At 63.9% G+C, this 26,165-nt stretch carries 29 protein-coding genes; 15 read left to right on the top strand and 14 right to left on the bottom strand.

The genetic code is table 11. The features are described from left to right. The first annotated feature begins 72 nt into the window (after nucleotides 1-72). The 3 genes from ACIQUG_RS28505 to ACIQUG_RS28495 all read left to right on the top strand — a co-directional run bounded on the left by ACIQUG_RS28505 (nucleotide 73) and on the right by ACIQUG_RS28495 (nucleotide 1,852). Nucleotides 73-786, top strand: coding sequence for a tellurite resistance TerB family protein (locus tag ACIQUG_RS28505; RefSeq protein ID WP_043619545.1), 714 nt, complete (start codon nucleotides 73-75; stop codon nucleotides 784-786). 121 nt (nucleotides 787-907) lie between these two features. Further along, a complete protein-coding gene (locus ACIQUG_RS28500; RefSeq protein WP_402325603.1) occupies nucleotides 908-1,603 on the top strand; it encodes a GNAT family N-acetyltransferase in 696 nt (231 codons plus the stop codon). A gap of 42 nt (nucleotides 1,604-1,645) precedes the next feature. Further along, nucleotides 1,646-1,852 carry a hypothetical protein gene (locus ACIQUG_RS28495; protein WP_034786975.1) on the top strand — a complete coding sequence of 69 codons (207 nt, stop codon included), beginning with the start codon at nucleotides 1,646-1,648 and terminating at the stop codon, nucleotides 1,850-1,852. Nucleotides 1,853-1,874: 22 nt separating this feature from the next. Here ACIQUG_RS28495 and ACIQUG_RS28490 read toward each other — a convergent pair whose 3' ends face one another. The 3 genes from ACIQUG_RS28490 to ACIQUG_RS28480 form a co-directional block, all read right to left on the bottom strand. Then, a complete protein-coding gene (locus tag ACIQUG_RS28490) occupies nucleotides 1,875-2,921 on the bottom strand; it encodes a nickel/cobalt transporter (protein WP_402325602.1) in 1,047 nt (348 codons plus the stop codon). Continuing rightward, on the bottom strand, nucleotides 2,915-3,559 hold the full coding sequence (locus ACIQUG_RS28485) for a DUF1007 family protein (RefSeq protein ID WP_192450802.1): 645 nt from the start codon (nucleotides 3,557-3,559) through the stop codon (nucleotides 2,915-2,917). Before ACIQUG_RS28485 ends, ACIQUG_RS28490 begins: the two co-directional genes overlap by 7 nt. Before the next feature lie 101 nt (nucleotides 3,560-3,660). Continuing rightward, nucleotides 3,661-4,554: a LysR family transcriptional regulator gene (locus ACIQUG_RS28480; protein ID WP_402325600.1), complete on the bottom strand. Its 894-nt coding sequence runs from the start codon at nucleotides 4,552-4,554 to the stop codon at nucleotides 3,661-3,663. On the opposite strand from ACIQUG_RS28480, the gene ACIQUG_RS28475 reads away from it, so the two are divergent. The 4 genes from ACIQUG_RS28475 to ACIQUG_RS28460 all read left to right on the top strand — a co-directional run bounded on the left by ACIQUG_RS28475 (nucleotide 4,553) and on the right by ACIQUG_RS28460 (nucleotide 7,913). Beyond that, complete coding sequence (locus ACIQUG_RS28475) at nucleotides 4,553-4,762, top strand: hypothetical protein (protein WP_402325598.1); 210 nt, start codon at nucleotides 4,553-4,555, stop codon at nucleotides 4,760-4,762. The two genes, ACIQUG_RS28480 and ACIQUG_RS28475, sit on opposite strands and share 2 nt — an antisense overlap. A 488-nt stretch (nucleotides 4,763-5,250) precedes the next feature. After that, the gene (gene odc2, locus ACIQUG_RS28470; RefSeq protein WP_402325596.1) at nucleotides 5,251-6,390 is read left to right on the top strand and encodes an ornithine/lysine decarboxylase; all 1,140 of its coding nucleotides are present in this window, start codon (nucleotides 5,251-5,253) and stop codon (nucleotides 6,388-6,390) included. 88 nt (nucleotides 6,391-6,478) lie between these two features. Next, nucleotides 6,479-7,069 carry a GNAT family N-acetyltransferase gene (locus ACIQUG_RS28465; protein WP_192450799.1) on the top strand — a complete coding sequence of 197 codons (591 nt, stop codon included), beginning with the start codon at nucleotides 6,479-6,481 and terminating at the stop codon, nucleotides 7,067-7,069. 217 nt (nucleotides 7,070-7,286) lie between these two features. Beyond that, nucleotides 7,287-7,913 (top strand): LysE family translocator, encoded by a 627-nt coding sequence (locus ACIQUG_RS28460; RefSeq protein WP_402325594.1) that lies wholly within the window; start codon nucleotides 7,287-7,289, stop codon nucleotides 7,911-7,913. Nucleotides 7,914-7,919: 6 nt separating this feature from the next. On the opposite strand, the gene ACIQUG_RS28455 is transcribed toward ACIQUG_RS28460, so the two are convergent. Next, the gene (locus tag ACIQUG_RS28455) at nucleotides 7,920-8,327 is read right to left on the bottom strand and encodes a VOC family protein (RefSeq protein WP_402325593.1); all 408 of its coding nucleotides are present in this window, start codon (nucleotides 8,325-8,327) and stop codon (nucleotides 7,920-7,922) included. A 78-nt stretch (nucleotides 8,328-8,405) separates the two neighbouring features. Then, nucleotides 8,406-9,572: a hypothetical protein gene (locus tag ACIQUG_RS28450; RefSeq protein WP_402325592.1), complete on the bottom strand. Its 1,167-nt coding sequence runs from the start codon at nucleotides 9,570-9,572 to the stop codon at nucleotides 8,406-8,408. A 263-nt stretch (nucleotides 9,573-9,835) separates the two neighbouring features. Here ACIQUG_RS28450 and ACIQUG_RS28445 point away from each other — a divergent pair, with 263 nt between their 5' ends. Continuing rightward, nucleotides 9,836-10,120 (top strand): hypothetical protein, encoded by a 285-nt coding sequence (locus ACIQUG_RS28445; protein ID WP_402325591.1) that lies wholly within the window; start codon nucleotides 9,836-9,838, stop codon nucleotides 10,118-10,120. Nucleotides 10,121-10,343: 223 nt separating this feature from the next. On the opposite strand, the gene ACIQUG_RS28440 is transcribed toward ACIQUG_RS28445, so the two are convergent. Both ACIQUG_RS28440 and ACIQUG_RS28435 read right to left on the bottom strand, forming a co-directional pair. Continuing rightward, nucleotides 10,344-10,871: a hypothetical protein gene (locus ACIQUG_RS28440; protein ID WP_402325590.1), complete on the bottom strand. Its 528-nt coding sequence runs from the start codon at nucleotides 10,869-10,871 to the stop codon at nucleotides 10,344-10,346. Between the two features lie 46 nt (nucleotides 10,872-10,917). Beyond that, nucleotides 10,918-11,550 (bottom strand): LysE family translocator, encoded by a 633-nt coding sequence (locus tag ACIQUG_RS28435; protein WP_402325588.1) that lies wholly within the window; start codon nucleotides 11,548-11,550, stop codon nucleotides 10,918-10,920. A gap of 269 nt (nucleotides 11,551-11,819) precedes the next feature. Here ACIQUG_RS28435 and ACIQUG_RS28430 point away from each other — a divergent pair, with 269 nt between their 5' ends. From ACIQUG_RS28430 to ACIQUG_RS28420, 3 genes are all read left to right on the top strand, one after another. Then, entirely contained in the window at nucleotides 11,820-12,266 is a 447-nt protein-coding gene (locus ACIQUG_RS28430) for a glyoxalase superfamily protein (RefSeq protein ID WP_402325703.1), read from the top strand. A 314-nt stretch (nucleotides 12,267-12,580) separates the two neighbouring features. Continuing rightward, the gene (locus ACIQUG_RS28425) at nucleotides 12,581-13,702 is read left to right on the top strand and encodes a multicopper oxidase domain-containing protein (RefSeq protein ID WP_402325586.1); all 1,122 of its coding nucleotides are present in this window, start codon (nucleotides 12,581-12,583) and stop codon (nucleotides 13,700-13,702) included. Beyond that, the gene (locus ACIQUG_RS28420; RefSeq protein ID WP_402325584.1) at nucleotides 13,699-14,883 is read left to right on the top strand and encodes a metal transporter; all 1,185 of its coding nucleotides are present in this window, start codon (nucleotides 13,699-13,701) and stop codon (nucleotides 14,881-14,883) included. Before ACIQUG_RS28425 ends, ACIQUG_RS28420 begins: the two co-directional genes overlap by 4 nt. Before the next feature lie 16 nt (nucleotides 14,884-14,899). Here ACIQUG_RS28420 and cysE read toward each other — a convergent pair whose 3' ends face one another. Genes cysE through ACIQUG_RS28405 form a run of 3 tightly spaced genes read right to left on the bottom strand, consistent with a single transcriptional unit; the run spans nucleotide 14,900 to nucleotide 17,824 of the window. Further along, nucleotides 14,900-15,727 carry a serine O-acetyltransferase gene (cysE, locus tag ACIQUG_RS28415; RefSeq protein WP_402325583.1) on the bottom strand — a complete coding sequence of 276 codons (828 nt, stop codon included), beginning with the start codon at nucleotides 15,725-15,727 and terminating at the stop codon, nucleotides 14,900-14,902. Between the two features lie 10 nt (nucleotides 15,728-15,737). Beyond that, on the bottom strand, nucleotides 15,738-16,727 hold the full coding sequence (locus ACIQUG_RS28410; RefSeq protein WP_402325581.1) for a WD40 repeat domain-containing protein: 990 nt from the start codon (nucleotides 16,725-16,727) through the stop codon (nucleotides 15,738-15,740). Then, nucleotides 16,727-17,824, bottom strand: a complete 1,098-nt coding sequence (locus tag ACIQUG_RS28405; RefSeq protein ID WP_402325580.1) for a CobW family GTP-binding protein — start codon at nucleotides 17,822-17,824, stop codon at nucleotides 16,727-16,729. Before ACIQUG_RS28405 ends, ACIQUG_RS28410 begins: the two co-directional genes overlap by 1 nt. Before the next feature lie 187 nt (nucleotides 17,825-18,011). Between ACIQUG_RS28405 and ACIQUG_RS28400 the strand changes: the two genes are divergently transcribed. Further along, nucleotides 18,012-19,103 carry a glycosyltransferase family 4 protein gene (locus ACIQUG_RS28400; protein WP_402325579.1) on the top strand — a complete coding sequence of 364 codons (1,092 nt, stop codon included), beginning with the start codon at nucleotides 18,012-18,014 and terminating at the stop codon, nucleotides 19,101-19,103. Between the two features lie 28 nt (nucleotides 19,104-19,131). Here ACIQUG_RS28400 and ACIQUG_RS28395 read toward each other — a convergent pair whose 3' ends face one another. The 3 genes from ACIQUG_RS28395 to ACIQUG_RS28385 form a co-directional block, all read right to left on the bottom strand. Further along, complete coding sequence (locus ACIQUG_RS28395; RefSeq protein WP_402325578.1) at nucleotides 19,132-20,010, bottom strand: glycosyltransferase family 2 protein; 879 nt, start codon at nucleotides 20,008-20,010, stop codon at nucleotides 19,132-19,134. A 63-nt stretch (nucleotides 20,011-20,073) separates the two neighbouring features. Then, on the bottom strand, nucleotides 20,074-21,477 hold the full coding sequence (locus tag ACIQUG_RS28390) for a hypothetical protein (protein ID WP_402325577.1): 1,404 nt from the start codon (nucleotides 21,475-21,477) through the stop codon (nucleotides 20,074-20,076). Nucleotides 21,478-21,552: 75 nt separating this feature from the next. Continuing rightward, nucleotides 21,553-22,344, bottom strand: coding sequence for a creatininase family protein (locus tag ACIQUG_RS28385; RefSeq protein ID WP_402325575.1), 792 nt, complete (start codon nucleotides 22,342-22,344; stop codon nucleotides 21,553-21,555). Between the two features lie 113 nt (nucleotides 22,345-22,457). Between ACIQUG_RS28385 and ACIQUG_RS28380 the strand changes: the two genes are divergently transcribed. The 3 genes from ACIQUG_RS28380 (at nucleotide 22,458) to ACIQUG_RS28370 (ending at nucleotide 25,141) form a co-directional block, all read left to right on the top strand. Then, on the top strand, nucleotides 22,458-22,955 hold the full coding sequence (locus tag ACIQUG_RS28380; RefSeq protein ID WP_034786917.1) for a MarR family winged helix-turn-helix transcriptional regulator: 498 nt from the start codon (nucleotides 22,458-22,460) through the stop codon (nucleotides 22,953-22,955). A 168-nt stretch (nucleotides 22,956-23,123) separates the two neighbouring features. After that, entirely contained in the window at nucleotides 23,124-24,146 is a 1,023-nt protein-coding gene (locus tag ACIQUG_RS28375; protein ID WP_043610737.1) for a LacI family DNA-binding transcriptional regulator, read from the top strand. Nucleotides 24,147-24,172: 26 nt separating this feature from the next. Next, a complete protein-coding gene (locus ACIQUG_RS28370; protein WP_402325573.1) occupies nucleotides 24,173-25,141 on the top strand; it encodes a 2-hydroxyacid dehydrogenase in 969 nt (322 codons plus the stop codon). Between the two features lie 42 nt (nucleotides 25,142-25,183). Here ACIQUG_RS28370 and ACIQUG_RS28365 read toward each other — a convergent pair whose 3' ends face one another. Continuing rightward, nucleotides 25,184-25,942 carry a gamma-glutamyl-gamma-aminobutyrate hydrolase family protein gene (locus tag ACIQUG_RS28365; protein WP_192450889.1) on the bottom strand — a complete coding sequence of 253 codons (759 nt, stop codon included), beginning with the start codon at nucleotides 25,940-25,942 and terminating at the stop codon, nucleotides 25,184-25,186. Nucleotides 25,943-26,165 lie beyond the last annotated feature (223 nt).

The following is a 26,165-nucleotide window of genomic DNA, read 5'->3' as shown; positions in this document are numbered from 1 at the left end:
ACGGCGCGATTGCGGGCGGCGCGCCATCCCATTTGTCTTCACACGCCCGGAACCGACAAGGAGCGAAACCCGATGTTCGACGCGAAGAAATTGCTGGACCAGTTTCTGGGATCGCAAGTGCCCGGTGCCGGCGGCACGGTGCGCGATCGCGCGACCCAGGCGACGCAGCTTGCCAAGGACAATCCGCTGGCGAGCGGCGCCATCGCCGCTGTTCTGCTCGGCACCAAGTCGGGTCGCCAGCTGGCCGGCAACGCCGCCGTGCTCGGCGGCCTCGCGGCGATCGCCGGCCTCGGTTACCAGGCCTACAAGAATTATCAGGCCGGCAACACGCCCGGCGGCGCAACGGTCGCCAAGGGCGACCCGGAACTTCTGCCGCCGCCGGCCGATTCCGGTTTTGCCTCCGCGCCGGAAGCCGTCAGCCATGATTTTGCGCTGACGCTGGTGCGCGCGATGATCGCCGCTTCGCGCGCCGATGGGCATATCGACGATGCCGAGCGCCAGCACATCATGGACAAGCTGTCGGTATCGGGCCTCTCGGCCGATGCCGCGAGCTTCCTCGAAGGCGAGCTTGCCAACCCGGTCGATATCGACGCGATCGTCGGTGCGGCAAAGACCGAAGAGGAGCGGGTGGAGGTCTACACCGCGTCGCGCCTGACGATCGAACCGGAAACCCGTGCGGAGCGTGGCTATCTCGACCTGCTTGCCGGCCGCCTCGGACTTCCCGATGCGCTGGTCGATCACATCGAGGCGACGGTTTCGGCCGCCAAGGTGCCGGCCACCGCGTAGGGGATCGTTTCGGCCGGCACGGTTTCATCACCGGTTCGAACAGGGTTCATCACCAGTTTGAATTTGTGTCGGCCGCCACTCTGGCCTATGCCGAAGGGCAGGGAAGAAGGAGGAGCGGCCGATGCAGGACCTGAAGAACTGGAAAGGGTGCCCGGCGCCGAAGGGCGTCGCGCTCGAAGGGCGTTTCGTCAAGCTTGAGCCCTATGAGCGCGACCGGCATCTGCAGGATCTCTGGGACGGCCTCGGCGGCATGGCGATCAATCCGCTGCTGAAGTATTTCGCGCAGCCGGACTTCGCCGGGATCGAAGACTTCGACGCCTGGCTGACGGCGGCTCAGCAGAAGTCCAGCTGGGTCACCGAGGTGTTCCGCGACCAGGCAACCGGCATTGTCGTCGGCATGGCCAACTACATGCGCCCCGATCCGGCCAATGGCGTCGTCGAGGTCGGCTCCGTCGCGCATGGCGCTGCCATGGCGCGGTCGCCGCTTTCGACCGAAGTCCACTACCTGATGGCAAAACACGTCTTTGAGGATCTGGGCTACCGCCGCTACGAATGGAAGTGCAACAGCGAGAATATGGCCAGCCGTCAGACGGCGGCACGCCTCGGTTTCACTTTCGAAGGCATTTTCCGGCAGCACATGATTTCCAAGGGCGCCAACCGCGACACGGCCTGGTTTTCGATGATCGATAGCGAATGGCCGCTGCTCAATGCCGCATTCGAAACCTGGCTTGCAGCTGATAATTTCGATGAAGACGGTCGCCAGAAGCGGCGGCTTGAAGATATACGCTCGGACCTGGAGCGGCAGGCGTCGAAATAGGCGCCGGCTGCTCAGGCCGCAGCAGACAACAGCAGGGAAGTCATGCAGAACAAGGAAAAGTCACCGGCGATCGCCGCTGCGATCATTCTCGTCGTCGCCGGCCTCGGCTTCTTCGTGTTGCCGTCGATCATGCTCAAGCTCGGGGATATCTCGCCCTGGCTTGCCGCCGCCTTCGGCGTGATCTTCGTTCTCGGCTTCTTCCTGCTCTTCTGGCTCCGCGCGCGCTACCAGCGCAAGCGCGGGCTCTGACGGCCTGATCAGGCCGTCTGTGTCAGCTCTGTAGCGCCGCGCCGAGCAGCGCCAATCCCAACAACAGAACAAGGGCAGCGCCGGCGATCTCGATACCGTTCGAGATCCGGGCGGCCGCAGCGCCGTTTGCCGCATAGCGGAGCGCAAAGCCCTTGGCGGTGACGGCCATGGTCGCGAGGATCGAGACGGTGATCGCCGTGCCGATCGACATGGCGAAGACCGAAAGCACGCCACCGAGGTAAAGCCCGTTCAGGAGTGCGAAGGACAGCACGATCAGCGCGCCGGAGCAGGGACGCAGGCCAACGGCGATGACCGCCGACCAGGCTTCGCGCAGCGCAAAACGATCGCCCTTCAGCATCGACGGATCGGGCGCGTGCGCATGGCCGCAGCTTGCGCAGACTTCGCCCGGCCCATGGCTGTGCCCGTGGTGATCATGATGGTGGCTGTGATGATGATCGTGATGATCATGATCGTGCGTGAGCTGGACGTGACCGCCGCCGGCAACGGACGCCACGGCAACCGGACGCAGCATCGACCGCAGCTTGCGCAGGAGAAGCCAGCCGCCGAAGGCGGCGATCAGCGCATAGCTCGCAATCTCCAGCCAGCGCGTCGCGCTTGTCATGCTGATCGAGGTGCCGCGCAGGACGAGGTAGACGGCGCCGATCAAAAGGATCGCGACCACGCCCTGCAGGAGCGAGGAGAGGAAGGAGAGCAGCACGCCGCGCTTCAGCTCCGTCTCGTTGGCGATCATGTAGGAGGAGATCACCGCCTTGCCATGGCCGGGGCCAGCGGCATGCAGCACGCCATAGGTGAAGGAGAGGCCGACCAGCGACCAGAGCTGCCAGGGGTTCTCACGCATCCCCTTCAGCGCGTTGGTCATCAGCCGATAGAAGCCCTGCTGCTCCATGTTGATCCAGGCGAAGAAGCCGCCGAGAAAACCGGTCGTCTTGAACGCCGGCTCGGCCGTGCCGATGCCGAGGGGCGACTGGGCCGCGGCGATCGTTGCGGAGAGCGCCGTGACGATGAGCGCTGCCGTGACCAGGCGTCCAATCCCGCGGGTATTCAGCATGAGATCTCGATCCTGGTTGCAAAGAGCTTCGACATGTCGGTGCCCGTCGGATCGCTCCAGAAGGCATCGGTCAAGGTGTCCTTGTTCTCGGCGAGAACTTCGTCGGGATCAGGGCGGACGACCTTGTGCTCACAGGCATTGATCTTGTCGCCGACGACCGTCAGGTCATCGTCGTTCGCGAAGTCCATCGCGGTATACATCGTCGGATCGTACACGCCGAAGGAGAGCTTGCCCTTGAGCGGCATCGGCTCGGCCGGCTTGACCGCGAACATCATCAGCAATTGCCCGTCCTTGTAGTCGACGGTGATGTGGTCCGGCTTGTTGACCTTGATGGTTTTGCCGTTGTCGAGGATCGTCGTGTAGTAATTGTACTCGGACAGGGACTCCATCACCGTCTGGCCGACCTCCGCCAACTCGTCCGGATCGAGTGTCGCGTTCGAGTTCTTGTCGAAATCGAGCACGACGCTGGAGGAGAACAGTTCGTCGAAGCGCCAGACATTGCGGAGTTCGCTGATCTCGTCCTTGTCGTCGGAGACCACCTCGAGGCGCGCTTCCGCAAAGATATGCGGGTGAGCAAAGGCCAGCGACGGGGCAGCCAAGGTGGCAAGGCCGGCCATGACGAGGCATTTGGTTCTCATGTGGCGGCAATCCTTTCGGCTGGAGCGATCGCTCCGCGATTCGTTTCCGGAAATGTACCGGAAATGGGACGGAATTGGGACTTTGAGGCTTAGGTGCCCGATCACCGCGGCTTGCGGAACCAGGCGTGGAGGAAGTCGACGAGGGTCCTGACCTTGGCCGGGAGGTAGCGGCGATGCGGATAGATCGCATAGATGCCGCGGTCGCGGGGCAGGAAATCGTCGAACAGCGTCACGAGTTCGCCGGTGGCGACTTTCGGGCGGGCGATGAAATCCGGAATGATCGATACGCCGAGGCCGGAGACGGTGGCCCTGAGGGCGGCAAGCGGGCTGTTGACCTCGATCGGGCCGCTGACGGGCACGGTGAAGGCCGAACCGTCAGGCTCGACGAAGCGCCAGTTGGAATAGGAGCGGCCATTGGTATCGAGAATGCAGGGCAGCTTGGAAAGGTCCGTCGGGTGAGCGATCGGGCCGGCCTTTTCCAGGAATTCGGGGGCGGCGCAGATCAGCACCTGGAAATCGTCGAGCTTGCGGGCGATCAGCGTCGAATCTTCGAGCCGGGTGATGCGGATGGCGACGTCGAAGCCTTCCTCGACCAGATCGACGAACCGGTCGTCGGAGATGATTTCGAGCGAGAGTTCGGGATGCTGCTTGCCGAAATCGACCAGCGACTGGCCGATGTCCGCATCGACGAAGGTGCGCGGCGCGGTGATGCGCAGCCGCCCCTTGAGGTCGGAATTGTTGGCGCGCACGAGGTCGGCGAGATTGTCGATCTCCTTCAGGATCTCCGACGCGGTGCGGTAATAGGTGTGGCCGGCCTCGGTCAGCGAGAATTGCCGTGTCGTGCGGTTGAGGAGCAGCGCACCGAGTTCATCCTCGAGCTCGCGCACATATTTGGAAAGCAGCGCCTTCGACTTGCCGACACGCCTTGCGGCGGCCGAGAACCCCTCGGCGTCCACGACATCGATAAAGGCGCGGATGCGGGTGAGTGTGTCCATGGCGATCTTTCTCTCGTGTTCTCAATCGCGCCCCGCCGATTCGCCGGCGAAGGCCTCTTTCCACGTCGATGTTGCCGACGGCAGACTGTCCGTCGCTTGCGTCATCGCGCCGGTTTCTGCCGCCGGCGCAGGCTCCTTAGAAATAACGGTGTTCTTTCAATGCTTTACCTCTGTGATCGATCCGGCGCCGTTCGTTCAGAATTTGTGAACACCGACAGTTTTGCCCGGCTGGAAAAAAATTCAACTGCGGCTGCGAAAAAACTCTTGATTACGACAGGCTTTTTTCTTACCTACGCCCTTGCCCAAAGTCGCACGTGCCTGTGGGTGTCCGCCGACCCTCGATTAGGTGAGGGTATCGGTAAGGTACCTGGAACTAACCCCTCCAGTCGCTATTCCGGCCAACCGGGAAATGCGAGGACATCTTGAAGCAACGACGGTGCGGGCCTTTCTGGTGTCTGCCGGCTTTCCAACAGCCGGGGTTACTGAAGAGGCACACCTTCATTGCCGGAAGTGCGGTTGGGTTACCCCCTCCAATCCATGGCAGACAAAGCCGAATTGAAGCCTAGGCGGGCTTTGATTCACCGTTCGCGCATCGAGCGCATGCATGGTTCCGGGGTCTCCACCGGCTGGTTCCAGAGCATGTGCGCGTATGCCCTTTGTCCTCCGCGAAAGCGGGGCATCTTGGATCTGGGGAATATGGCCATGACCACGGCTCGCATCATCGACTTCATCAACACCCGACGACCGGAAGGCCCGTGCCTTGTTGTCGACCTCGACGTCGTGCGCAACAATTTCAAGGCTTTCCGCCACGCGATGCCGGACAGCTCGATCTATTATGCGGTCAAGGCAAACCCGGCGCCGGAAATCTTGCGCCTGCTCGCCGGCATGGGCTCCTCCTTCGATTGCGCGTCCGTCGCCGAAATCGAAATGGCGCTCGACGCCGGTGCGACCGCCAGCCGCATCTCCTACGGCAACACCATCAAGAAGGAGCGCGACATTGCCCGCGCCCACGCGCTTGGTGTCAACCTGTTTGCGGTCGACAGCCACGAGGAAGTCGAGAAGGTTGCCCGCGCAGCCCCCGGCGCCCGCGTGTTCTGCCGCGTCCTGACCGATGGCGAAGGCGCCGAATGGCCGCTGTCGCGCAAGTTCGGCTGCGTCCCGCAGATGGCCGTCGACGTGCTCGTCTACGCTCACCAGCATGGCCTCGTTTCCTACGGCGTCTCGTTCCATGTCGGTTCGCAGATGACGAAGCTGGATGCCTGGGATGCAGCGCTCTCTGATGCCAAGCGCGTCTTCGTGCAGCTGGCCAAGCAGGGCATCGAGCTCAAGATGGTCAACATGGGCGGTGGCTTCCCGACGAAGTACCTGAAGGACGTGCCGACGGCGGAAGCTTACGGCCAGGCGATCTTCGGTGCCTTGAAGAAGCACTTCGGCAACCACATCCCGGAAACGATCATCGAGCCCGGTCGCGGCATGGTCGGCAACGCCGGCGTGATCAAGGCGGAAGTCGTTCTCGTCTCGAAGAAGTCGGACAACGACGCCCATCGCTGGGTGTTCCTCGACATCGGCAAGTTCGGCGGTCTCGCCGAGACCATGGACGAGGCGATCCGCTACCCGATCCGCACGGCGCGCGACACCGACGAAATGGAACCTTGCGTTCTCGCCGGCCCGACCTGCGATTCGGCCGACGTGCTCTACGAGAAGAACATGTATCCGCTGCCGATCACGCTTTCGATCGGTGACGAGGTTCTGATCGAAGGCACCGGTGCCTATACGACGACCTACTCGGCCGTCGCTTTCAACGGCTTCGAGCCGCTGAAGGCCTATGTGATCTGATCCGGTCTGCTCCCGTCCTTGGGCGGGAGCGCCATTTCACAATTTTCGTTCGGTCCGCCTGAAGCGGTTTTGATGACGGGAGGCCCCGATGGCCGCTGTTGTTGACGCCCTGCGCGCGTTTTTCGCGCCCACTACATTTGTAATCGATGCCGAGAATCCGGGTGACGTCGTCGCGCGCGAGAACCTGCTCGACCGTGCCATGGGGCCGGAGCGGCGCCGCAAGTCGTCGGAAAAGCTGCGCAGCGGCCGGCTGCCGGCCGAAGGCCTTGCCTTCGTCGCCCGCGATGTCGACGGTCACGTGATCGGCACCGTGCGCCTCTGGAACGTCGAGGCCGGCGTCAGCCGCGAAGGCCATGCCGTGCCGGCGCTGCTGCTCGGTCCGCTCGCCGTCGACCCGGCGCATGAGGGCAAGGGCATCGGCGCCATGCTGATGCGCGCTGCCATCGAAGAGGCCAAGAACCGCGGCCACGGCGCGATCCTGCTCGTCGGCGACGCGGCCTATTACGAGCGCTTCGGATTCTTTGCCAGCCGCACCCAGCATCTCGTCATGCCGGGTCCGTTCGAACGCGACCGGTTCCTGGCGCTCGAGCTTCGCGACAGCTGGCTCGAGGGTGCTGCCGGCCTGATCGTCGCCAGCGGCCGCAAGCTCGCCATGCCCCCGGTTCGCCGCGCCGCCTGAGATCGCATTCCGTCGCCAACCTGCGGTGACGGATTTTTCGCTGCTCCCTCGCTGGTCCGATCTGATCGGCGAGGGGGCAGACGCATGCCATGCCGGGCGCTCCCTGCTGATGGGTTCGTGATCTTCCTTGACAATGCGGTGTCGCCGACCTGTCTTTGCGGACAAGGCCTTGCCGCAAGCGGGTCGGCCCCGTTGCAAGCGAATGGAAGTCTCGCGCATGGATCCGTTCATTTTCGGGGCAGCGACCCTGCTGCCCTTTCTTTTGACATCCTTCATCATCGAACTGACGCCGGGGCCGAACATGGCGTACCTCGCCATGGTCGCGGCCTCGGAGGGGCGCAGGCCCGGCATGTCGACCGTCGCCGGCGTGGCGCTGGGCCTCGCGATCGTCGGCTTTGCCGCCTCCTTCGGCGTTGCCGAGTTCGTCGGTCAGTCGGACATGCTCTATGGAGCGCTTCGCTGGGCAGGTGTCGGCTTCCTGCTCTATCTCGCCTTCGAAGCCTGGAACGGTGACGGAGAGGAGGCGGGGCCGAGCGGCAAGCCCGCATCCTTCTATTTCCGGCGCGGCCTGATCACCAATCTGCTCAATCCGAAGGCGGCGCTGTTCTTCGTCACCGTGCTTCCGACCTTCGTCGACGATACCCGGCCGCTATTGCCGCAGAACCTGACGCTTGCCGCACTCTATGTGGGTGTCGCGACCGCGGTTCACGCCGCGATCGTGCTTCTGGCCGGGGCGTTGGAGCCGGTTCTCAACTCGCCGGCACGAGAACGGCTGGTGCGGCGCGTGCTCGCACTGATGCTTGCGGCCGTGGCGATCTGGTTCGGCTGGTCCACGCGCCGCTAAGACGGATTAGGACGTACTCTGCGTCTCGCGGGCGTCGTAGCAGACGAAGGCCAGCTTGTTGCCGTCGGGATCACGCACATAGGCAGCATAGAAGCCATCGCCATATTGCGGGCGGAAACCCGGTTTTCCCTCTTCGCTGCCGCCGCGCGCCATGGCTGTTTCGAACAGCCGGTCGATCACGCCGGCGCTCTCCACCAGGAAGGCGGTCATGGCGCCGTTGCCGACGGAGGCCGTCCCGCCGTCAAAGGGATGGCAGGCAAAGAAACGCGGCGCCTTGTCGTCGTCCTTACGGCCCCAGGAGGAAACCTGCTCGTCGCAATAGCAGCGCTCCTGGCCGATCAGCGCCATCACCGGATCATAGAAGCGCTCTGCGCGCCTCAGGTCCGCCGTTCCGACCATCGTATAGCCGATCATGCCTGTCTCCTCGTCCTGCCTGTTTGGGTGGCAAGTCGTCTCACACCTCTATCGGCGGTGCAACAGCGACGATCGGCATCAGAAGGACCCGCCGATGCGTGCGACGATGGTGTTGGCGCTGTAGTCCTGCGTCGGGTCGGTTTCCCGTTGCAGCGAATGGGCATACTCGATTTCGAGCTGCGGCTTCTCTTCTGGGCCGAGCAGCAGCGTTGCGGTGACGGTCTCGGTCTTCCGGTCGTAGAGATAGTAATAATAGGTGGCGCGGCTGACCTCGTAGCCGAGGCTTGCCTTGATCCAGGGATTGAAGCGCTGGGCGATCGAGGCGGAGACGGTGCGGGTGAGTTCGGCGACCGCATCGTCGATGTCGTCGATGGCGATGTCCTGCCGGAAGCCGCTGCCGATTTCGAAGCCGCCGGATGTTTCCCATTTGGCTTCGGCTCGCAGATAGGGCTCCGTGTAGCGACTGGTATCGCCGAGATTGTTGCTCATCAGCGCGATCAGGCCGGCCTCGCCGACGAGGGTCAGGCCGTTGTCGAACTGTCGCGCATAGGCAATCGAGCCGCGCAGCGTCGTCGCCGGGAAGCGGACGAAGCTGTTCTGTTCGTCGCCGGGGATGATCGAGCGGTTATATTCGACGCACAGGCAAAGCTCGCCGCCGCCGACGGTGCGGTAGTGGCTGACGCCGAAGGTCGCAAGGGCGACGTCCGGGTCGAGCTTGGTGGGGCGGATGAGATCGGTGGTGAACTCGGCGATGCCGCGCCGGCGCTCGTCGTATTTCGCCGAGAAGGCAGTCTTGCCGCCAAGGCCTTCGGCCGTGACCTTGGCCGCCGCTTGGGTCGAATAATCGATCGTGCGGTAGCCGATGATGTTGTTCGGCAGCTTGAGGAAGAGGTCGCCGGAATCGTTGCGGATGGCGGCACCCTCGAGTTCGACCAGCAGGTTCTTTCCGATCGGGAAGGAATAGCCGAGCGTGCCGCCGGTCAAATGCGTGTCGGCAAAACGGTAGTCGATGATCCGACGCTCGAACTGCCGGATGCCGTAGCTGAGCTTGCCGTCACCGAGCTCGAAGCTGCCGCGTAACCCCAGCCGACCTTCCCAGAATGGTCCGGAAAGCACCTGCGGGTCCTCGAAAATATTGCTGCTGTGGCCGTAGCCGGCGGAGTAATCGAGCGTGGTTTCACTGGCGGCCGGAAAGGCTGTCGCGAGAACAACAAGAGTGACTACGACGGCCGGGAATGGTCGCATCCCCTTTTCCTCAATCGATACCTTTATAAGCATATGATGGAGTTACGTGGTTAATAAAACTTTATGTTGTAATTAGCTGTGTCGAATATTCCCGGTGTCATGCCCAAATGCTTCGTCGGAAGATCCGGCCCTGGCGCTCGTTAGAATTGAAGATGTTATGCTTAACTGTTTATTATGATTTGCTTTCTTAATTGATTACTGAAATGTTAATTGTACTCTCCTGGTTGTGTACAGCAGGTACACGTCAAACAGGAGGTAACCCCATGACGATCAAGACAGTTTGCATCGCATTCGCAGTTGTGGCCGCCACTGTGTCCCAGGCGTCGGCCGGTGGCCTGTCGCTGGGTGTTCTGTCCGGCAAGAACGTCAACGTGCTCAACGGCGGCATCGCCAATGGCATCGTCATCGCACCGAAGGTCGATGTCGGCGATGTGCTTTCCGACAACAGCATCCTCAACAAGTCGTTGAACGGCGTTCTCTCCGGCAACGATCTCGACCTTGGTCTCGGCATCCTGTCGAACAACGGCGGCAAACAGCGCCGCCACTAAAGGGCAACGGGAAAGCGGCGCGGTTTTCCGCCCCGATCCCGCAATCGCTCCGGGGTTTGCTTCGAAACGCGTTCGAACCGATCACCCGTCAACACTTGCACTGTGATCCGTGACGCAGGGATGTAGGGAAGAGCCTTCAGGGTGTTCTTCTCTGCCGCGGGTCTCGTGTGCCTCAAGTCTGGAAGCGGATGGTGTCCTCGGCACCGTCCGCTTTTCACGCGAGCTATTTTCCGCCGAGAAAGGCACGCCCGCGGCCGGACAGGCGATAGCCGACATCGAGGCTTTCGGTGAGGCCGAGCTCCTTCAGTTTGCGGATGCGCGCCTTGAGCTTCAGTTTTTCCATGCCGATGGCGGCGCTCAGCTCCGCCGCAGTCGTTCCGTCACGGGCGGCGATCAGCTGCAACACTGGACGGGTCCAGGCCATGCCGGCGCTGTCGTCGAAGCGCGTAAGCTTGCGGTCGATTTCTGCCCGTCCTTCACCGTTGAGGTCGGCCGCGTCCCGCAGGGCGATGCGTGGGTCGTCGCCGGCCCGGTGGAAGGCGATGCGGTAACAGCGTCCTTCGGTGCGTGCGGCCAGCTCCCCAACGAGGGCGGCGCGATCGGCAAAGCCGGCCTTGCGGGCATCGCTGTCGGTAATCGCGCCTTCCTCGATCTCGTCGACGGCATCGATGGCGAGAACACCGACTGCGGTACGCAAGGTGCCGCCGGCCTTGACCGTCGGCTTGGTCCAGCGCCGGAAGGCCAAGGTCACGTCGCCGCTCGCGATCTGCGCAAGGACGTATTGGCGAAACAGCATTTCAGGCGGTGGCGCGGCGGTAAAGCGCGAGCGAGCCGGCCAGTGCCAGCAAGGCGCCACCGCACAGGCGATCGAGCCAGACGGCCCCGGATCGCTTGAGGAAGACCGCAGCTTTCGCGCCGAGCAGCGCATAGCCGAACATCACGGTGAAATCGACGGTGGCGAAGACGAGGGCGAGAACGGCATATTGCGCCGCCTGCGGCGCCGCCGGATCGATGAACTGCGGCAGGAACGCCGTGAAGAACAGATAGCCCTTGGGATTGGTGACAGCGACCAGGAAGCTTTTCAAGAAGATCGCCATAGAGGAAACGGGAGCGGAACCGCCGGCCTCGGTTGCCACCTGGATCGTCCCTTTCGACCGCAGCAGCATGATGCCGAGAAGGGCGAGATAGCCAGCGCCCAGCCATTTGACGACGGTGAACCAGAATTCGGAGGCCGCCAGCAGCGCGCCGAGGCCAAGCGCGACGGCGCCGATCAGCACGAAATCGGAGAGCATGGCACCGACCATGCCCGCACTTGCGCGCCTGACGCCGTAGCGTGATCCATTGGTGAGTGCGAGCAGGACCGTCGGGCCCGGTGTCGCGATGCCGATGAAGGCAACCAGCGCGAATGCGAGTATCGTCATTTCGGTCATCACGTCCTCCTCCGTCGTCTCCGGTAGTCGTCCCACAGCTTCTGCGCGTGCGCAATCGTCTTTCGCGCGGACGCCGGTTCAGCGCCATGTTTGACAGCCGAAGCGGCATCCCCTATGGAAGCGGCAGGGTGAAGGTCCCTGCCGTCCGCGAGCGTCATGCTTTGGTGAAGTCCTTCTTTTGAGACACGGTCAGCCGAAACGGCATGCGAACCGGTGGCAATGCGGGCTCCCATCTTCAAGGAATGCATGCCGCTGCAGGAGACCTTCTCATGACGCGCGGATCAACCCCGCTTCCCTCGCTCGACGCCCTGAAAGACCAGGCCAAGCGTCTGCGCACCCGCCTTGCATCCGAAGGCGAAACCATCGGCCATTCCCGCTCGCTGGAACTGATCGCCGCCCAGTACGGCTATCGCGACTGGAACACGCTGCACGCCGCCGTCGGCAACCGTCCGCCGTTCAATCCCTGGATGCTCGGATCCCGCGTAAAGGGGCGCTATCTCGGCCAGGCCTTCGAGGGCGAGATCCTCTCGGTGCAGGCGCTGACGGCGCAGCCGGGGCGCTACCGCCTGACGATGAAGTTCGATGCACCGGTCGACGTCGTCACGTTCGACAGCTTCTCGGCCTTCCGCCAGAGGGTCACGGCGACGGTGGACGAGAACGGCCGTACGATCGAAAAAACCTCCAACGGGGTGCCGCAACTCGAACTTGAATGGTGAGGCGCGACCACCGCCTGCCGAGGCCATCCGGACATGTCCGTTTCCGGTCCGGCGCCGAAGTCCAACCTAACGTCCCCGAAGCCGCGCGCTTTCCGGGGACGTTTTCGTTTCAGGGTCGCTGACAGCGCGTCGCCCAGCGCGCGCGGACCTGCCGGCCCCTGCGGACCGTCACGCGTGTTCGAGCCAGTTGCGAATGGGTTGCATTTGCATTATTGCTGTTGTTGCAAATGATTTGCAGAAGCATGTGGATCGCTTATTCGCGCCCGGTCTGGCACAGCGCGGCGCGTGTTACGCAATGAGGGAGAGGGGCGAATATGGACAAGCCGACAAGACCGGACCTGATGCGAAGGCGCAGTCTGCTGATGGGTGGATTGGCGGGCGGGACGGCGATCTGCACCAGCGCCGCCTTGGGACAACAACAGGCGAGCCATGTCGGTCATGCCGCGCCACCGGCAGCGGCGGGGCAAGAGCCAATGCCCGCCATGGGACATGGCGCGATGATGACGGTCGGCGACGTGGACAGCACCGTCAACGGCTTCGATCCGACCGACATGCTGACCGACTGGGACACTGGAACCCTGTCGACGCTGCCGGACGGGCGCACCTTGCGCACCTTCGAGATGACGGCGGAGGATCGCGAAATCGAGATCGCGCCCGGCGTCAAGTTTCCCGCCTGGACCTATAACGGCCGGGTGCCGGGGCCGGCGCTGCGGGCCAAGGAGGGCGAACGGCTGCGGATCGTGTTCCGCAACTACGCCTCGCATCCGCACTCGATCCACTTCCACGGAATTCACGCTGCGCGCATGGACGGCGTTCCCGGCGCCGGCATGGTCGATCCCGGCGACGAATTTATCTACGAATTCGATGCCAAGCCCTTCGGCTGCCATCTCTACCATTGCCACGCGATGCCGCTGCGCCGGCATATCCACAAGGGCATGTACGGCGCCTTCGTCATCGATCCGGACCCGGATCGGCGGTCGGAGCATGTGGAGGTCGCCCGCTCCAGACTGCTCGGCACACCAGAGAATGCCGGCTGGCAGGAACTGGTGATGGTGATGAACGCCTTCGACACCAATTTCGATGCCGAGAACGAATTCTATGCGGTCAACACCGTCGCCCACGCCTTCATGAAACGGCCGATCCGGATCGTGAAGGGCAAGCCGGTGCGCATCTATCTCGTCAACGTCATCGAGTTCGATCCGATCAACTCTTTCCACCTGCACGCCAATTTCTTCGACTATTACGATCAGGGCACGACGCTGACGCCGACGTTGAAAACCGTCGATCTCATCACCCAGTGCCAGGCGCAGCGCGGCATCCTCGAGTTCACCTTCGCCGAGCACGAACCCGGGCTCTACATGTTTCATCCGCACCAGACCGAGTTCACCGAACTCGGCTGGGTCGGCATGTTCGATGTGGTGGAGGCGCTCGCATGAACGAGATGCCAAGAGCTGCCATTCGCGCGGCAAAGACCAACCTGGTGTGGCTGGCATTGCCTCTCATCGTCTTTGGCATCGCCGTTGCCTGGCTCATGTCGACCGATCCGCTGTCGGGCTTCCGCAATGGGGCGCCGCCGGTCGAGAACCTGACCTTCGAAAGGACCGTGCTCGACGATAGCGGTCTCAGTCTGCTTGTTCGCGCCGGCGGATCGGAACCGATGACGGTGGCGCAGGTCCAGGTGGACGACGCCTATTGGCAATTCACCCAGGATCCGCCGGGGCCGATCGCGCGTGGCGGGGCCGCATGGCTGAAGCTGCCGTTTCCCTGGATGCTGGGCGAGGCGCATGCCGTGAAGGTGGTGACCAACACCGGTGCCACCTTTGCGCATGACATAGCGGTTGCCGTGCCGACGCCCCAGGCGACGACGGGCCAGTTGCGGCTGCAAGCGCTGGTCGGCATCATCGTCGGCATCGTGCCCGTGGCCGTCGGCCTGATGTTCTATCCGGTGCTGCGTGGCGTTGGGCGCGAGGGCATGGCCTTCCTGCTGTCGCTGACGATCGGCCTGCTCGGCTTCCTGCTGGTCGATGCGAGCGGCGAGGCGCTCGAGCTTGCCGGCGAGGCGGCGGCGATCTTCCAGGGGCCTGTCATGGTGGTGCTGGCAGGCCTGGGCAGTTTCCTCCTGCTGATGGCAATCGGCCGGCGAAGCGGCGCCCCGACCGGGCTGGCGCTCTCCACCTACATCGCGCTCGGCATCGGCCTGCACAATCTGGGCGAGGGGCTGGCGATCGGGGCCGCCTTTGCGGCCGGCTCGGCCGGGCTCGGCACCTTCCTCGTGCTCGGCTTTGCGCTCCACAATGTCACCGAAGGCATCGGCATCGCCGCACCGATCCTGAAGAAGAGGCCGCCGTTCCCGGTCTTCGCCGGCTTGACGCTGCTTGCTGGCGGTCCAGCCGTCATCGGCATGTGGCTCGGCAGTCTTGCGACGTCGGCGCAGTGGTCGGCGCTGGCGCTGGCGGTCGGGGCTGGTGCGATCCTGCAGGTTATCGTCGAGGTTGGCGCCTATCTGATGCGACAGAGCGATCGGCGGGGCGATGTCTTCCTGACGCCGCCCGTTCTGGCAGGTCTCGCGGCCGGTGCGGCCTTCATGTATGTCACCGCGGCTCTGGTGAAGATCTGACCGTTAATAGGATGGGTCAGACGATCGTCTGGTCCATCTCCGCCGCCGGAATTTCATCGACGCGATGGATGCGCACGACGGTTGCCGGCACGCCCGCGACGGTGGTGCGCGGCGGAACGGTCTTGAGAACGACGCTGCCGGCGGCGACCTTGCTGTAGGCGCCGACCTCGATATTGCCGAGGATCTTGGCGCCGGCGCCAAGCATAACGCCGCGGCGGATCTTCGGGTGGCGGTCGCCAGTTTCCTTGCCGGTGCCGCCGAGCGTGACGTTCTGCAGGATCGAGACCTGATCTTCGATGACGGAGGTTTCGCCGATGACGATGCCGGAGCCATGGTCGAGCATGACAGCCTTGCCGATGCAGGCGGCCGGATGGATGTCGGGTCCGAAGACCAGCGAGGCGAGGTTCGAAAGCCAACTCGCGACCTCGCGGCGGCCATCGACCCAGAGCTGGTGGGCAGCGCGATAGGTCTGCAGCGCCTGAAAGCCCTTGAGGTTCAACAGCACATGCATGAGGCCCGGGCAGGCCGGGTCACGCTCTTTCACCGCCTGAAGGTCGGCTTCCGTCGCCAACAGGATCTCGGGGTTCGCCTTGAAGATGCCGGCGAGCAGTTGCGCAAGCGAGCGTTCATCGACACGCGCGACGGCCAAGCCGGCCGCAAGCACGCCGGCCAGCAACTCGGCATCCGATCCGGCGTCGATGATCGGCATCAGGGAGGGTGCCATGACCGGTTCACGGCCGGCAAGCGCGCGCGCTTCCGCCCGGATCAGGCTCCAGACCGCGCCGTCGGCAAGCGGTGTGGCGAGCGAGCCTTCGTAGCGCTGCGTCTCATTCAATGCGGTCATGCGCCACCCGTCAGCCGGCGATATCGACGACGCCGCAATCACCCTCGGCCGAGCCGAAGGCGAGCTGCCGGCCATCCTTGTTCCAGGCCATGGCGGTGATCGCGCCCTTGCGGGGGCGGCGCAGAAGCACTTCCTTGCTGTCGGCAAAGCGGGCGCCGAGGATCATGCCGTCCTGGTAGCCGATGGCGACGATGTCTTCGGCCGGATGGCAGCAGACGGAGGTCACCATGATATCAGCTCGGGTGCCGAGTTCGAGCGGCGCCTTGCCCATCGGCCCGTCCTTGCCCTGGAAGGGCCAGACGATCGCGGCCGGCGCGCCCGAGGAGGCGAGCCACTTGCCCTTGGTCGACCAGGAGACCGACTTCACCTTCGCCGGATAGCCGGTCATGCGCATGTGGCGGGCTTCGGCGCCGGGCTTGGCGTCGAGCTTCCAGCCATGCAACGCGTTTTCCTGCATGGTGGTGACGAGAAAGCGGCCATCGGGCGAAAAGGTCACGCCGGTATGGGCGCCTTTCCATTCGAGATCGATCGGCTGGCCGGACATGCCGACCCAGTGCAGCGACACGCCGTTGTAGCGGGCAGCGGCGATGCGCAGACCCTTCGGCGCGAAGGCCAGGCCCTCGACGGTGCGGTCTTCGGCAAATTCCTTCGTCGTACCGTCGGCAAGCTTCACGTGCGTGGTCTTGCCATAAGCGTAGCCAACGGCGCCCTGCGGGCCGGCGGCAACCTGGGCGATCCACTTGCGCGGCGCTTCGGCGACGAGCGACGTCGTGCCGTCGGCGGCGGTGCGCATGACCTTGCCGTCTTCGCCGCCGGTCAGAAGCGTGTCGTTGGCTTCGTCGACGACGAGCGACAACAGGCCCTCATGGACCTCCGTCGTCTTGTGGCCGAGATCGAGGCGGTGAATGGCGCCGGTGGCTTCGGCGAAGAAGGGGACGCCTTTGAGAAAGGCCACGCCGACGACGTGACCTTCAAGATCGAGGGGAGCGACAGTCGGCATCAGTTCGGCTGCGCCTCGCAGGCCTTGAACGTACGTTCGAGCTTTTCGCGGTCGAGGTCACGGCCGATGAAGACGAGGCGGCTTTCGCGCTTTTCGCCTTCCTTCCACGCACGCTGGTGATCGCCCTCGATGATCATGTGCACGCCCTGAACGACGTAACGCTCGGCGTCGCCGGCAAAGGCGATGATGCCCTTGAGACGCAGGATGTTCGGGCCGTCCGTCTGGGTGATCTTCTGGATCCAGGGGAAGAAGCGATCCGGGTTCATCTCGCCGCCGCGCAGCGAGATCGACTGCACCGTCACGTCATGGATCGGCGAGGGGGCATCGTGGTGGTGATGATGGTCGTGATCATGATGGTGGTGGTCGTGATCATGGTGGTGATGGTGATGATCGTGGCCGCAGTCGGGACCGCAGGTGTGATCGTGTTCGTGATCGTCCTGGTCGAGGAAATGCGGATCGTTTTCGAGCGCCCGTTCGAGGTTGAAGGCGCCCTGGTCGAGGACCTTGGCGAGATCGATGTCCGAACGCTGGGTGCGGTAGATGCGAGCCGACGGATTGATCACCCGCACGGTCGCCTCGATGCGCTCCAGTTCCTCGGGGCTGACGAGGTCGGTCTTGTTCAAAAGCACGACGTCGGCAAAGGCGATCTGGTCTTCCGCCTCGCGGCTGTCCTTGAGACGCAGCGGCAGATGCTTGGCGTCGACGAGCGCAACGACGGCGTCGAGCTCGGTCTTGGCGCGCACGTCATCGTCCATGAAGAAGGTCTGGGCAACCGGGACCGGATCGGCAAGGCCTGTCGTCTCGACGATGATCGCGTCGAAGCGGCCGGGGCGGCGCATCAGGCCTTCCACCACGCGGATCAGGTCGCCGCGCACGGTGCAGCAGACGCAGCCGTTGTTCATCTCGTAGATTTCCTCGTCGGATTCCACGATCAGGTCGTTGTCGATGCCGATCTCGCCGAACTCGTTGACGATGACCGCGTATTTGCGGCCATGGTTCTCGCTGAGGATGCGGTTCAAAAGCGTCGTCTTGCCGGCGCCGAGATAGCCGGTGAGCACGGTGACGGGGATCGGCTTCTGCGGGGATGTTTCGGTCATGGGAACCTCTGGGATTTCCGGATGCGGGAGCAGGCATCCTAGTCGCGTCTCATATAGGAGATGCGGCGGCGATGCGCAAATGGCGCAGGCGATTTTGCCGGTCGAGCGGCGTTGCTCGCTGCGATCCCGATAACCCTCCTTTCATCAAGATCGGCGAGAGTGCGGGGCATATCGAAGGGGTGCGCACGTGAAGACGATTTCCATCAACGGCCGGTTCCTAACCCAGCCGCTTACCGGCGTGCAGCGCTTCGCCCGCGAGATGACCCGGGCGCTGGATCACCGCATCGCATCGGGTTCCGTGCCGCATGCGCTGAAGGACGTGCGCTGGCGGCTGCTTGCGCCGGGCAAGGCTGTCGACGATCTCGGCCTCAAGGCGATTTCGGTGGAGCGCTTCGGCTCCGGCCCAGGTCATCTCTGGGAGCAGGGGCCACTCTTCTGGCGGTCGCGCCGCGACACGCTCATCGGCTTCGGCGGCAGCGGACCGGTGCTGCATGGCGACCAGGTGGTGGTGATCCACGACGTCACGCTCTTTCGCCATCCGGCCTCCTTTGGTCGAGGCTACCGAATGTTCCACGGAGCACTCGGCTATCTTCTTGCGCGGAGGGCCAAGATCGGTACGGTCTCGAACTTCTCGCGCAAGGAACTTGCCGAGGTCTTCCGCGTGCCTTCGGCCGGTATCGACGTGATCTACAATGCGACCGACCACTTCGCGGGCCTTCAGCCCGACGACGGCGTCATCGCGCGGCTCGGGCTTGCCGACACGCCCTTCTTCCTCCTGGTCGGCACGCTGAAGCCCAACAAGAATGTCGAGTTTGCCGTGCGCGCTTTCGAGGCCTTGGGTGCCGCTGACCACAAGCTGGTCGTGGTGGGCGGCACAGACCCGTCGGTGTTTCGCGATATCGCGCCGACATCGAAGGGCAATCTGATCTTTCCGGGACGTCTGACCGACGAGGAGATCGCGGGGCTGCAACGCCGCGCCGTCGCCTTCGTCTTTCCGAGCCTCTACGAAGGCTTCGGCATCCCGCCGCTCGAGGCGATGACGCAAGGCTGCCCGGTGCTTGCCGCCGACATTCCACCGGTGCGTGAGGCCTGCGGCGATGCGGTGCGCTACTTCGATCCTTTGAAGACGGAAACGCTGGTCGAGGCGATGCGGACGATCTCCGCCGACGCGCCTTTGCGCCGCGAGTTGACACAGGCCGGCCACGACAATGCCAAGCGCTTTTCCTGGGATGGAAGTGCGGTGGTGCTGCTCAACATGCTGGCGGCGCGGCGAGCCTAGTCGTCGCAGCCTACGGCGCGCGAAACGATCAGAGTTCCAGCATGCGTTGCGGATCCATGCGCCCGCGCAGGAGATCGAGAAAGGCGATGGCGTTGCCCTTGAGGCGGCCGCGCCGATCGACAAGGCCTTGCGGCTTGAGACTGCCGGCGAGATTGGCGGCTATGTTGCCGCCCATAAGGCGCAGCGCCCATTTCAGGCTGACGGTACCTTTGCGAAAGAGATAGAGCGGATTGGCAACCTGCGAGTAGCCGAACCGAAGCCCGGAGGTGCGGCCGCGCTTGTTGCCGAGATGGACGCCGCGCAAAGCGTCGGATTTCACGATCCGCCCCCGCTTGGAAAGGCGGCGGCAGAAATCGACATCCTCCTGCCAACCGTAGAGCGGCAGGCGCTCGTCGAAGCGGGTCTTGTCGGCGGCGATGGCGGAAAACCGAAAGACCATGTTGCAGCCATAGGCGTTGTAAACCGGGATCGGCGGGTGGTTCGCGGTCGTTGTGCTGTCACGTCGCAGGATTTCCAGGCCGTCTTCGACCGATATGCCCGGCCCATGAATGCCGTCGGCGAGGACGAGCCCCGTAGCAACGACGAGATCGGGGTTTGCCTCGAAAAGCCTCTGCGCCTCTGCAAGAAAATCGCCGCGCGGCAGGAAATCGTCGTCGAAGAAGACGAGCAGATCTGCGCCTCCAGCGCGGTCGAGAATGGCATTTCGCTGTTTCGTGAGCCCGCGCTCGCCCGCGACAATGGTGACGGGAACCGGCAATGTCCGGGCGAAGGCCTCGTCGATATCATCCGCAGCACTCGGGCAGACGAAGATCGCGTCGGGCAGACGGGTCTGTCGCGTCAGATGCAACAGGGTTTCGGAGAGGACTTCGCGGCGGCCCGCGGTCGCTATGCCGACGACGATGTTCATGATGCGCTCCCCGCTCGTTTCGGCGGCGATCTAACTGGAAATTCGTGCAGTTTCAGTTAGCGCCTATGCCGATCCAGGTCCCGGCGTCCGCAGCATGAGGCGCAGTTGGTTGAGCGAGAGCAGGCAGAGCAGGCCGCCGCCGATGATGCCGGCGCCGATCGTGACGTAGCTGGTTTCGCCGGAAAGGATGAAGGCGAGAGCGGCGGCGCCAAATCCGGCGGCGGCAAAGAGCACGGGCGGCCAGGAAAACTCGAAGGCAAGCGAGGACATCAGCCGCAGGCCGACCAAGGCAGCGAGGAGCGCGCCGACGGCGCTGCCCCATGCGAGTGCTGCGCCATCCGGCCCGGCGGTAAGCAGGGCCGTCAGCGCGCCGAGATTCAGGAACGCACAGTCAATCACCGCGAGAAACAGGATCAGCGCCAGGCGCTGCTTCAAGTGCAGCGGCGTCGGCAGCATGATCTGCGTCAGCGTGCGAACAAGCGAGAGCACGATGATGGCGGGTGCGGTGGCGAGGAAACCTTGCTGCAGGTCAGGGCTGATGACGAGCCAGGCGGCGGGCAGGAGGACCGAGAAGATGCCGGCTGCCATCATCAGCGCAAAGCTCGTCAGCAGGGCATAGTAATGCCCGAGCTGGCGGGGGAGGCCGGCGCGATCTTCGGCCCGGTCGTGTGCGGCGACGATTTCGGGATACTGGATCGCCTGGAGGGCCGAAACGATCAGCACGAAGGGCCGCTGCAAAAGATCGAGCGCGAGCAGCGCGCCGGCGGCGCCCGTGGTTCCGAGCGCTGCGGTGAAGATCGCCTTCAGCGCCAGCGGCGCGAACATGGCGGCTGTCGCGGCGCCTGCCGAAACGCTGCCATAGACAAGGTGCTTGCGGACCCGGGCGCTGTCGAGCGCTGCGACAGGGCGGGTCTTCGCGCGGCGCGAAAGAAGAAGCGCGAGCAGGCCATAGGCCGCATAGCCGCCGAGCAGGCCGGTGACCGTCGAAAGGAAGCCGGGGGAGACCAGCGCGCCGAGAAGTGTGCCGGCGGCGAGGATGGTGGCACGGGATCCCTGTAGTACGGAAAAGGCGCGAAAGTCCTGGCGGAAGCGCAGCATGGTCAGGTGCAGGTCGCTGCCGCCCTGCGCGATCGAGACGAGGCCGCCGACAAGCGCCACGACAGGTGGCACGCCAAAGAACAGCGACAGGCAAGCCGCGATCAGGCAGAGGGCGGCACAGGCGAACGCTTCGACGAGGATCGCGCGCCGCTCCGCCGCTTCGCTTGCCAAGTCCGGTCCCGGGTAGAAGCGCGTGCAGGCAAACCGGACCCATTCGAAGGCGGCGATCGCAGCAAACTGGCAGATGGAGATGAAGAGCGAGTAGCTGGCATAGTCGGCCGGCGCCAGCCAATGGGCAACGACGATCAGCAGGCCGAAGGCGATGACGGCCTGGTAGAAATAGGCGCCGAGCGCAATGATCTTCGCCATGGGGTTCTCTGTCGGACGCTGTCAGCTTTGCAGTTCTGATAGCGCAAAAGCGCAAACAAAGTGTTTGCCGGCCATTCAGGCCAGATCGTTCGGATCGAAATCCCTGACGTCTTCGAGAAGTTCGATGAAGCCTCGGACAGCATGGGCGATCAGGATTTCGCCGCGTGCTGCCGTTGCCGCAGCGGCGTTGCCGGCGACGCCTATGGCGTTAAGGTCGCGCATCCTCCAGCCGAAGGCGTGGGGCCCATAGGCGCGCAGATGCTTGAAGCGCTCGGCAAACTGTTCCTGGCGGGAGGAAAAGCGGTCGGCCTTGGCCATGTCGATCCTGTTTGGATGGAGCGCCAGCATGACCGAAGTTTCGATGTCGCCGCCGTGGATGTCGAGTGCCTTGTCCGCCGGCGAAATCCAGCCGTCCGGCTGGCCGAAACGGGTCCAGCTCGTCGCGACCGCCAGCATGTTGAACCGCACCCGCGCTTCGGTGGCGATTATGGTCATCAGGGGCGCGTTGCCGCCATGGGCGTTCAGCATCACGAACTTGCGGATGCCCTGTTGGTGAAGTCCGGCGGCGATGCCGAGCCAGCGCTCGACCGCCTCTCCGTAATCAAGCGTGCGGCTGCCGGCGACATCCATGTGTTCGATCGAGTAGCCGACCGGCTCGGCCGGCAGGAAGGTGACGGGCAGATCGGCGGGTAGGGCGGCGATCGTGCGGGAGACGATCCCCTCGGCAATCAGCGTGTCGGTTTCGAAGGGCAGGTGCGGTCCGTGCTGCTCATGCGCGCCGAGCGGCAGCACCGCGATCCAGTCGCGGCGCGCGTCTGGTGGAAGGTCGGCCGGATTGTCCTGCCATCGCGGCTCGGGCATCGACATTTCTCTTCGATCCTCCACGTCAATTGTCGTAAAATTGTTATTTGAGTCATACAGTTCGTAATCGCAAGCTGTATTGTTATAAGAGTGCGAGACGGGATTCGGCAGGAGGTCCAATGGGCAAGAAGAACAAGGCCGAAAAGAAGGGCAAGAACGGCAAGAAGAAGGACGAGCTCCTGATCGAGCCTCACGATCTTGCCGCCGTCCTTGTCCAGGCTGCGCGGTCCATGCGCACCGTGCTCTCCCGCAATCTGCTCGAAAGCGGCCTCTATGCCGGACAGGATGGCGTCATGCTGGCGCTGGCCGAGACCGATGGCCTGACGGCCGGCGGGCTTGCGGTCAAGCTCGGCGTCAAGGCGCCGACGATGACCCGTACGATCGGCCGCATGGAAGCGCAGGGATTTCTCGAGCGGCGGCCGGACGACGATGATGCCCGGCTCACCAAGGTCTATCTCACCGAGCCTGGCCGTAACCGGCTGCAGACGATTGCCGAGGCTGGCCAGCATTCGGAAAAGCTTGCGACCCGCGGCCTGACCGACAAGCAGGTTCGCACGTTGATGAAGCTGCTGCGCGCCGTCGACAGCAATCTCCAGGCTGCGCGCGCGGCCGACTGAGCCGGATCTGCCGCATATTGCCGCGGCGATTTAAACAGTTTAAATAGGGATTTAAATTTATGGCACGCGTGCGTTGGCAACGGCGCGCGAAGGATGCCGAACGGTTTGTCGCGCTACTCCTGGCTGGGGTGCTGCGGATGGGGCGAAACAGGGCTTATAGGGGGCATCGTGGCGCAAAAGGTCAAGCTTTCGACGATCGCGGAAACACTCGGTCTTTCGACGGCGACGGTATCCCTGGCCCTGCGTGACAGCCCGCTGGTGGCGACGGTCACCCGCGACAAGATCAAGGAACAGGCGCGCGCGCTCGGCTATATCTACAACCGCCGCGCCGCCAGTCTCAGGACGTCCCGATCGGGCATCATCGGCGTCGTCGTGCACGACATCATGAACCCGTTCTACGGGGAAATTCTGAAGGCGATCGAGGCCGAACTCGACCGCGACAAGCAGACCTTCATTCTGTCCAATCACTACGATTCCGTCGAAAAGCAGCGCGATTTCATCGAGACGCTGCTGCAGCTCGGCGGCGACGGCGTGATCATGTCGCCGGCCATCGGCACGCCGCTGGAGGACATCCAGCTCGCCGAGGACAACGGCATGCCGGCGATCCTGATCGCCCGATCGATCGAGGGCGTGGACGTGCCGATCTTCCGCGGCGACGACGCCTACGGCATCTCGCTTGCCGCCAACCACCTGATCGGCCTTGGCCACCGCTGCATCGCCATGGTCGGCGGCACGGACGAGACCTCCACCGGACGCGACCGCTACCAGGGCTACGTCAACGCGCTGCGCAAGGCCAATATCGAGGTCGATCCGGAACTGCGCATTCCCGGTCCCCGCACGAAGCAGGGCGGTTTCGAGGCGGCGGTGCATCTGCTTTCGCTGCCGCAGAAGCCGACCGCGGTCGTCTGTTGGAACGACCTGGTGGCGATCGGCATGATGAACGGCATCGCGCGCGCAGGGCTCATTCCTGGCGTTGATATCTCGGTCACCGGCTACGACGACCTGGAAGAGGCGTCGATCGCAACACCGGCTCTCACCACCGTCTGGAACGGCCAGGCCGATGTCGGCCGCAGTGCCGCCCGCGCGCTGCTCGACAAGCTCTCCGGCAGCCATGAGCCGGATGGCATTCACCTGATCAAGCCGGAAATGCGCATCCGGCAGTCGACCGGCCCCTTGCGGGTCATCGCCTGAGACCTTCCTCCCGACAGGAGCTGCCCATGTCCGTCAACCGCACGCGCGTGCTCGTGCCCGGAAAGATTAACCAACGGGTTCTCGACCGGCTGGCGGATGCGTTCGAGATCGTCAGGATCGAGAGCGCCGATCCGTCCCTGGTGACTGCGGACATGCGCGATGTGAAGGCGGTTGCCGTTTCTGGCCGCGTTCCCGGGGCTCTGATGGACGCCCTGCCGCAGCTTGAGATCATCGCCAATTTCGGCGTCGGCTACGACGGAGTGGAGGTCGGGCATGCGGCGAAAAAGGGAATTGCCGTCAGCAATACGCCGGACGTCCTGACTGAAGAAGTGGCCGATACGGCTGTCGGGCTGCTGCTCAACACGCTCCGTCAATTGCCGCAGGCGGAACAATGGCTGCGCCAGGGTCGCTGGAACCGCGAGGGCGCCTTCCCGCTATCGCCGCTGTCGTTGCGCGGGCGCAGCGTCGGTCTTTACGGTCTCGGACGCATCGGTCTCGCAATTGCCAAGCGGCTCGAAGCCTTCGGCGTGTCGATCGCCTATCATACGCGCAGCCCGCGCGAGGGGCTTGCCTATGCCTATCATTCGACGCTGACGGAGCTTGCAGCCGCGGTCGACACGCTTGTCGTCATCGTACCCGGCACCGAAGCGACGCGGCGCACGGTCGATGCCGAGGTGCTTGCGGCACTTGGCGGCAATGGCGTGCTGATCAATGTCGGGCGCGGTTCGACGGTCGACGAACAGGCCTTGATCGCAGCACTCCAGGCGGGCGTGATCGCCGGTGCCGGTCTCGATGTCTTCGAGAACGAGCCGCAGGTGCCCGAGGCGCTGGTGGCCCTGCCGAATGTTTCGCTGCTGCCGCATGTGGCCTCGGCGTCGGTGGTGACGCGCAACGCCATGGCCGATCTCGTCGCCGACAACATTCTGGCGTGGTTTTCGACCGGCAAGGCGCTGACGCCAGTGCCGGAAACGCCGTTCACGCGTCGCGCGCACTAAGGCCCGAGGACGACGGGCCGAGCTTAAGCTCAAGCGGCCAGATCAGGCTGCCAGACGACCGGCCGCATAGGTCCTGACCGCATCGCCGAACGCCTTGAACAGGCTCGCGGACGGCGTGTCGGTGCGCACCCAGTACTCCGGATGCCATTGTACGCCGACGGCAAAGGCCTTGGAACCGATCACCGAGACTGCCTCGATCGTGCCGTCGTCGGCGACCGCTTCGACCGCAAGACGGGGCGCGGCTGCGCCGATTGCCTGGCGATGCAGCGAGTTGACGCGGATGCGGCCGGCGCCGAGCACCGGCGCAAGGCAGCTTCCTTCCTTGACGATCACGTCCTGGCGGATGCCGTAGGCAACGTCGAGTTCCTTCACGTCGGGCTTGCGGTGATCCCAGATACCCGGCTGGTCCTGAATTTCGGAGGCGAGCGTGCCACCGAGCGCGACGTTCAGTTCCTGGATGCCGCGACAGATGGCGAGAAGCGGCACGCCGCGTTCCAGCGCGCGGGTGATGAGCGGCAGGCTGGTCGCGTCGCGGCCGGGATCGAAGGGGCCGTCGCTCTCCTTGGCCTCGGCGCCATAGAGCGCGGGATGGACGTTCGAGCGGGCGCCGCTGGCCAGGACGCCGTCGACCCGGTCGAGGATCTCGTCGATGTCGTTGCCGGTCTCGAGCGCCGGGATGAGGAAGGGCATGACGCCGGCGCCTTCGACGGCGGCGCGCACATATTGATGGGCAACGACATGCCAGACATTGCCGTCGAATTCGCGGAAATCGCAGGGGATGGCAACGACAGGTTTCGACATCATCAGGCTCCGTTGGATGCTTGAGAAAAGCCTTGCCTTCAGTTGCAGATGAAAGTCAACTGAGAAGGTGGTGAGCGCGATCGTCGCGCCGATCCCGGGCATCGAGACAGGAGGAGCGGTCCGAAACGGCAGGAAATCACAGGTAATTCTTCAAGAACGAGTAACCATCATAGGCGCAAGTTTGGGATCAACTACCGGCGTCGCAGAATTGTCGAAGTTGCGA

The organism is Ensifer sp. NPDC090286 (assembly GCF_044769565.1).
Classification (GTDB): domain Bacteria; phylum Pseudomonadota; class Alphaproteobacteria; order Rhizobiales; family Rhizobiaceae; genus Ensifer.
The sequence above is the reverse complement of the archived record's forward strand: the minus strand, read 5'-3'. Positions and strand labels throughout refer to the sequence as shown.

Excerpts from the sequence above, each read along its gene's own strand:
- ACIQUG_RS28500 (WP_402325603.1), top strand. The coding sequence starts at position 908 with ATGCAGGACCTGAAGAACTGGAAAGGGTGCCCGGCGCCGAAGGGCGTC.
- ACIQUG_RS28370 (WP_402325573.1), top strand. The coding sequence starts at position 24,173 with ATGTCCGTCAACCGCACGCGCGTGCTCGTGCCCGGAAAGATTAACCAA.
- ACIQUG_RS28465 (WP_192450799.1), top strand. The coding sequence starts at position 6,479 with ATGGCCGCTGTTGTTGACGCCCTGCGCGCGTTTTTCGCGCCCACTACA.
- ACIQUG_RS28475 (WP_402325598.1), top strand. The coding sequence starts at position 4,553 with ATGGCGATCTTTCTCTCGTGTTCTCAATCGCGCCCCGCCGATTCGCCG.
- ACIQUG_RS28450 (WP_402325592.1), bottom strand. The coding sequence starts at position 9,572 with ATGCGACCATTCCCGGCCGTCGTAGTCACTCTTGTTGTTCTCGCGACA.
- ACIQUG_RS28445 (WP_402325591.1), top strand. The coding sequence starts at position 9,836 with ATGACGATCAAGACAGTTTGCATCGCATTCGCAGTTGTGGCCGCCACT.
- ACIQUG_RS28390 (WP_402325577.1), bottom strand. The coding sequence starts at position 21,477 with ATGGCGAAGATCATTGCGCTCGGCGCCTATTTCTACCAGGCCGTCATC.
- ACIQUG_RS28435 (WP_402325588.1), bottom strand. The coding sequence starts at position 11,550 with ATGACCGAAATGACGATACTCGCATTCGCGCTGGTTGCCTTCATCGGC.
- ACIQUG_RS28405 (WP_402325580.1), bottom strand. The coding sequence starts at position 17,824 with ATGACCGAAACATCCCCGCAGAAGCCGATCCCCGTCACCGTGCTCACC.
- ACIQUG_RS28485 (WP_192450802.1), bottom strand. The coding sequence starts at position 3,559 with ATGAGAACCAAATGCCTCGTCATGGCCGGCCTTGCCACCTTGGCTGCC.
- ACIQUG_RS28365 (WP_192450889.1), bottom strand. The coding sequence starts at position 25,942 with ATGTCGAAACCTGTCGTTGCCATCCCCTGCGATTTCCGCGAATTCGAC.
- ACIQUG_RS28460 (WP_402325594.1), top strand. The coding sequence starts at position 7,287 with ATGGATCCGTTCATTTTCGGGGCAGCGACCCTGCTGCCCTTTCTTTTG.
- ACIQUG_RS28395 (WP_402325578.1), bottom strand. The coding sequence starts at position 20,010 with ATGAACATCGTCGTCGGCATAGCGACCGCGGGCCGCCGCGAAGTCCTC.
- ACIQUG_RS28490 (WP_402325602.1), bottom strand. The coding sequence starts at position 2,921 with ATGCTGAATACCCGCGGGATTGGACGCCTGGTCACGGCAGCGCTCATC.
- odc2 (WP_402325596.1), top strand. The coding sequence starts at position 5,251 with ATGGCCATGACCACGGCTCGCATCATCGACTTCATCAACACCCGACGA.
- ACIQUG_RS28380 (WP_034786917.1), top strand. The coding sequence starts at position 22,458 with ATGGGCAAGAAGAACAAGGCCGAAAAGAAGGGCAAGAACGGCAAGAAG.
- ACIQUG_RS28385 (WP_402325575.1), bottom strand. The coding sequence starts at position 22,344 with ATGTCGATGCCCGAGCCGCGATGGCAGGACAATCCGGCCGACCTTCCA.
- ACIQUG_RS28455 (WP_402325593.1), bottom strand. The coding sequence starts at position 8,327 with ATGATCGGCTATACGATGGTCGGAACGGCGGACCTGAGGCGCGCAGAG.
- ACIQUG_RS28505 (WP_043619545.1), top strand. The coding sequence starts at position 73 with ATGTTCGACGCGAAGAAATTGCTGGACCAGTTTCTGGGATCGCAAGTG.
- ACIQUG_RS28425 (WP_402325586.1), top strand. The coding sequence starts at position 12,581 with ATGGACAAGCCGACAAGACCGGACCTGATGCGAAGGCGCAGTCTGCTG.
- ACIQUG_RS28430 (WP_402325703.1), top strand. The coding sequence starts at position 11,820 with ATGACGCGCGGATCAACCCCGCTTCCCTCGCTCGACGCCCTGAAAGAC.
- ACIQUG_RS28480 (WP_402325600.1), bottom strand. The coding sequence starts at position 4,554 with ATGGACACACTCACCCGCATCCGCGCCTTTATCGATGTCGTGGACGCC.
- ACIQUG_RS28420 (WP_402325584.1), top strand. The coding sequence starts at position 13,699 with ATGAACGAGATGCCAAGAGCTGCCATTCGCGCGGCAAAGACCAACCTG.
- ACIQUG_RS28495 (WP_034786975.1), top strand. The coding sequence starts at position 1,646 with ATGCAGAACAAGGAAAAGTCACCGGCGATCGCCGCTGCGATCATTCTC.
- cysE (WP_402325583.1), bottom strand. The coding sequence starts at position 15,727 with ATGACCGCATTGAATGAGACGCAGCGCTACGAAGGCTCGCTCGCCACA.
- ACIQUG_RS28410 (WP_402325581.1), bottom strand. The coding sequence starts at position 16,727 with ATGCCGACTGTCGCTCCCCTCGATCTTGAAGGTCACGTCGTCGGCGTG.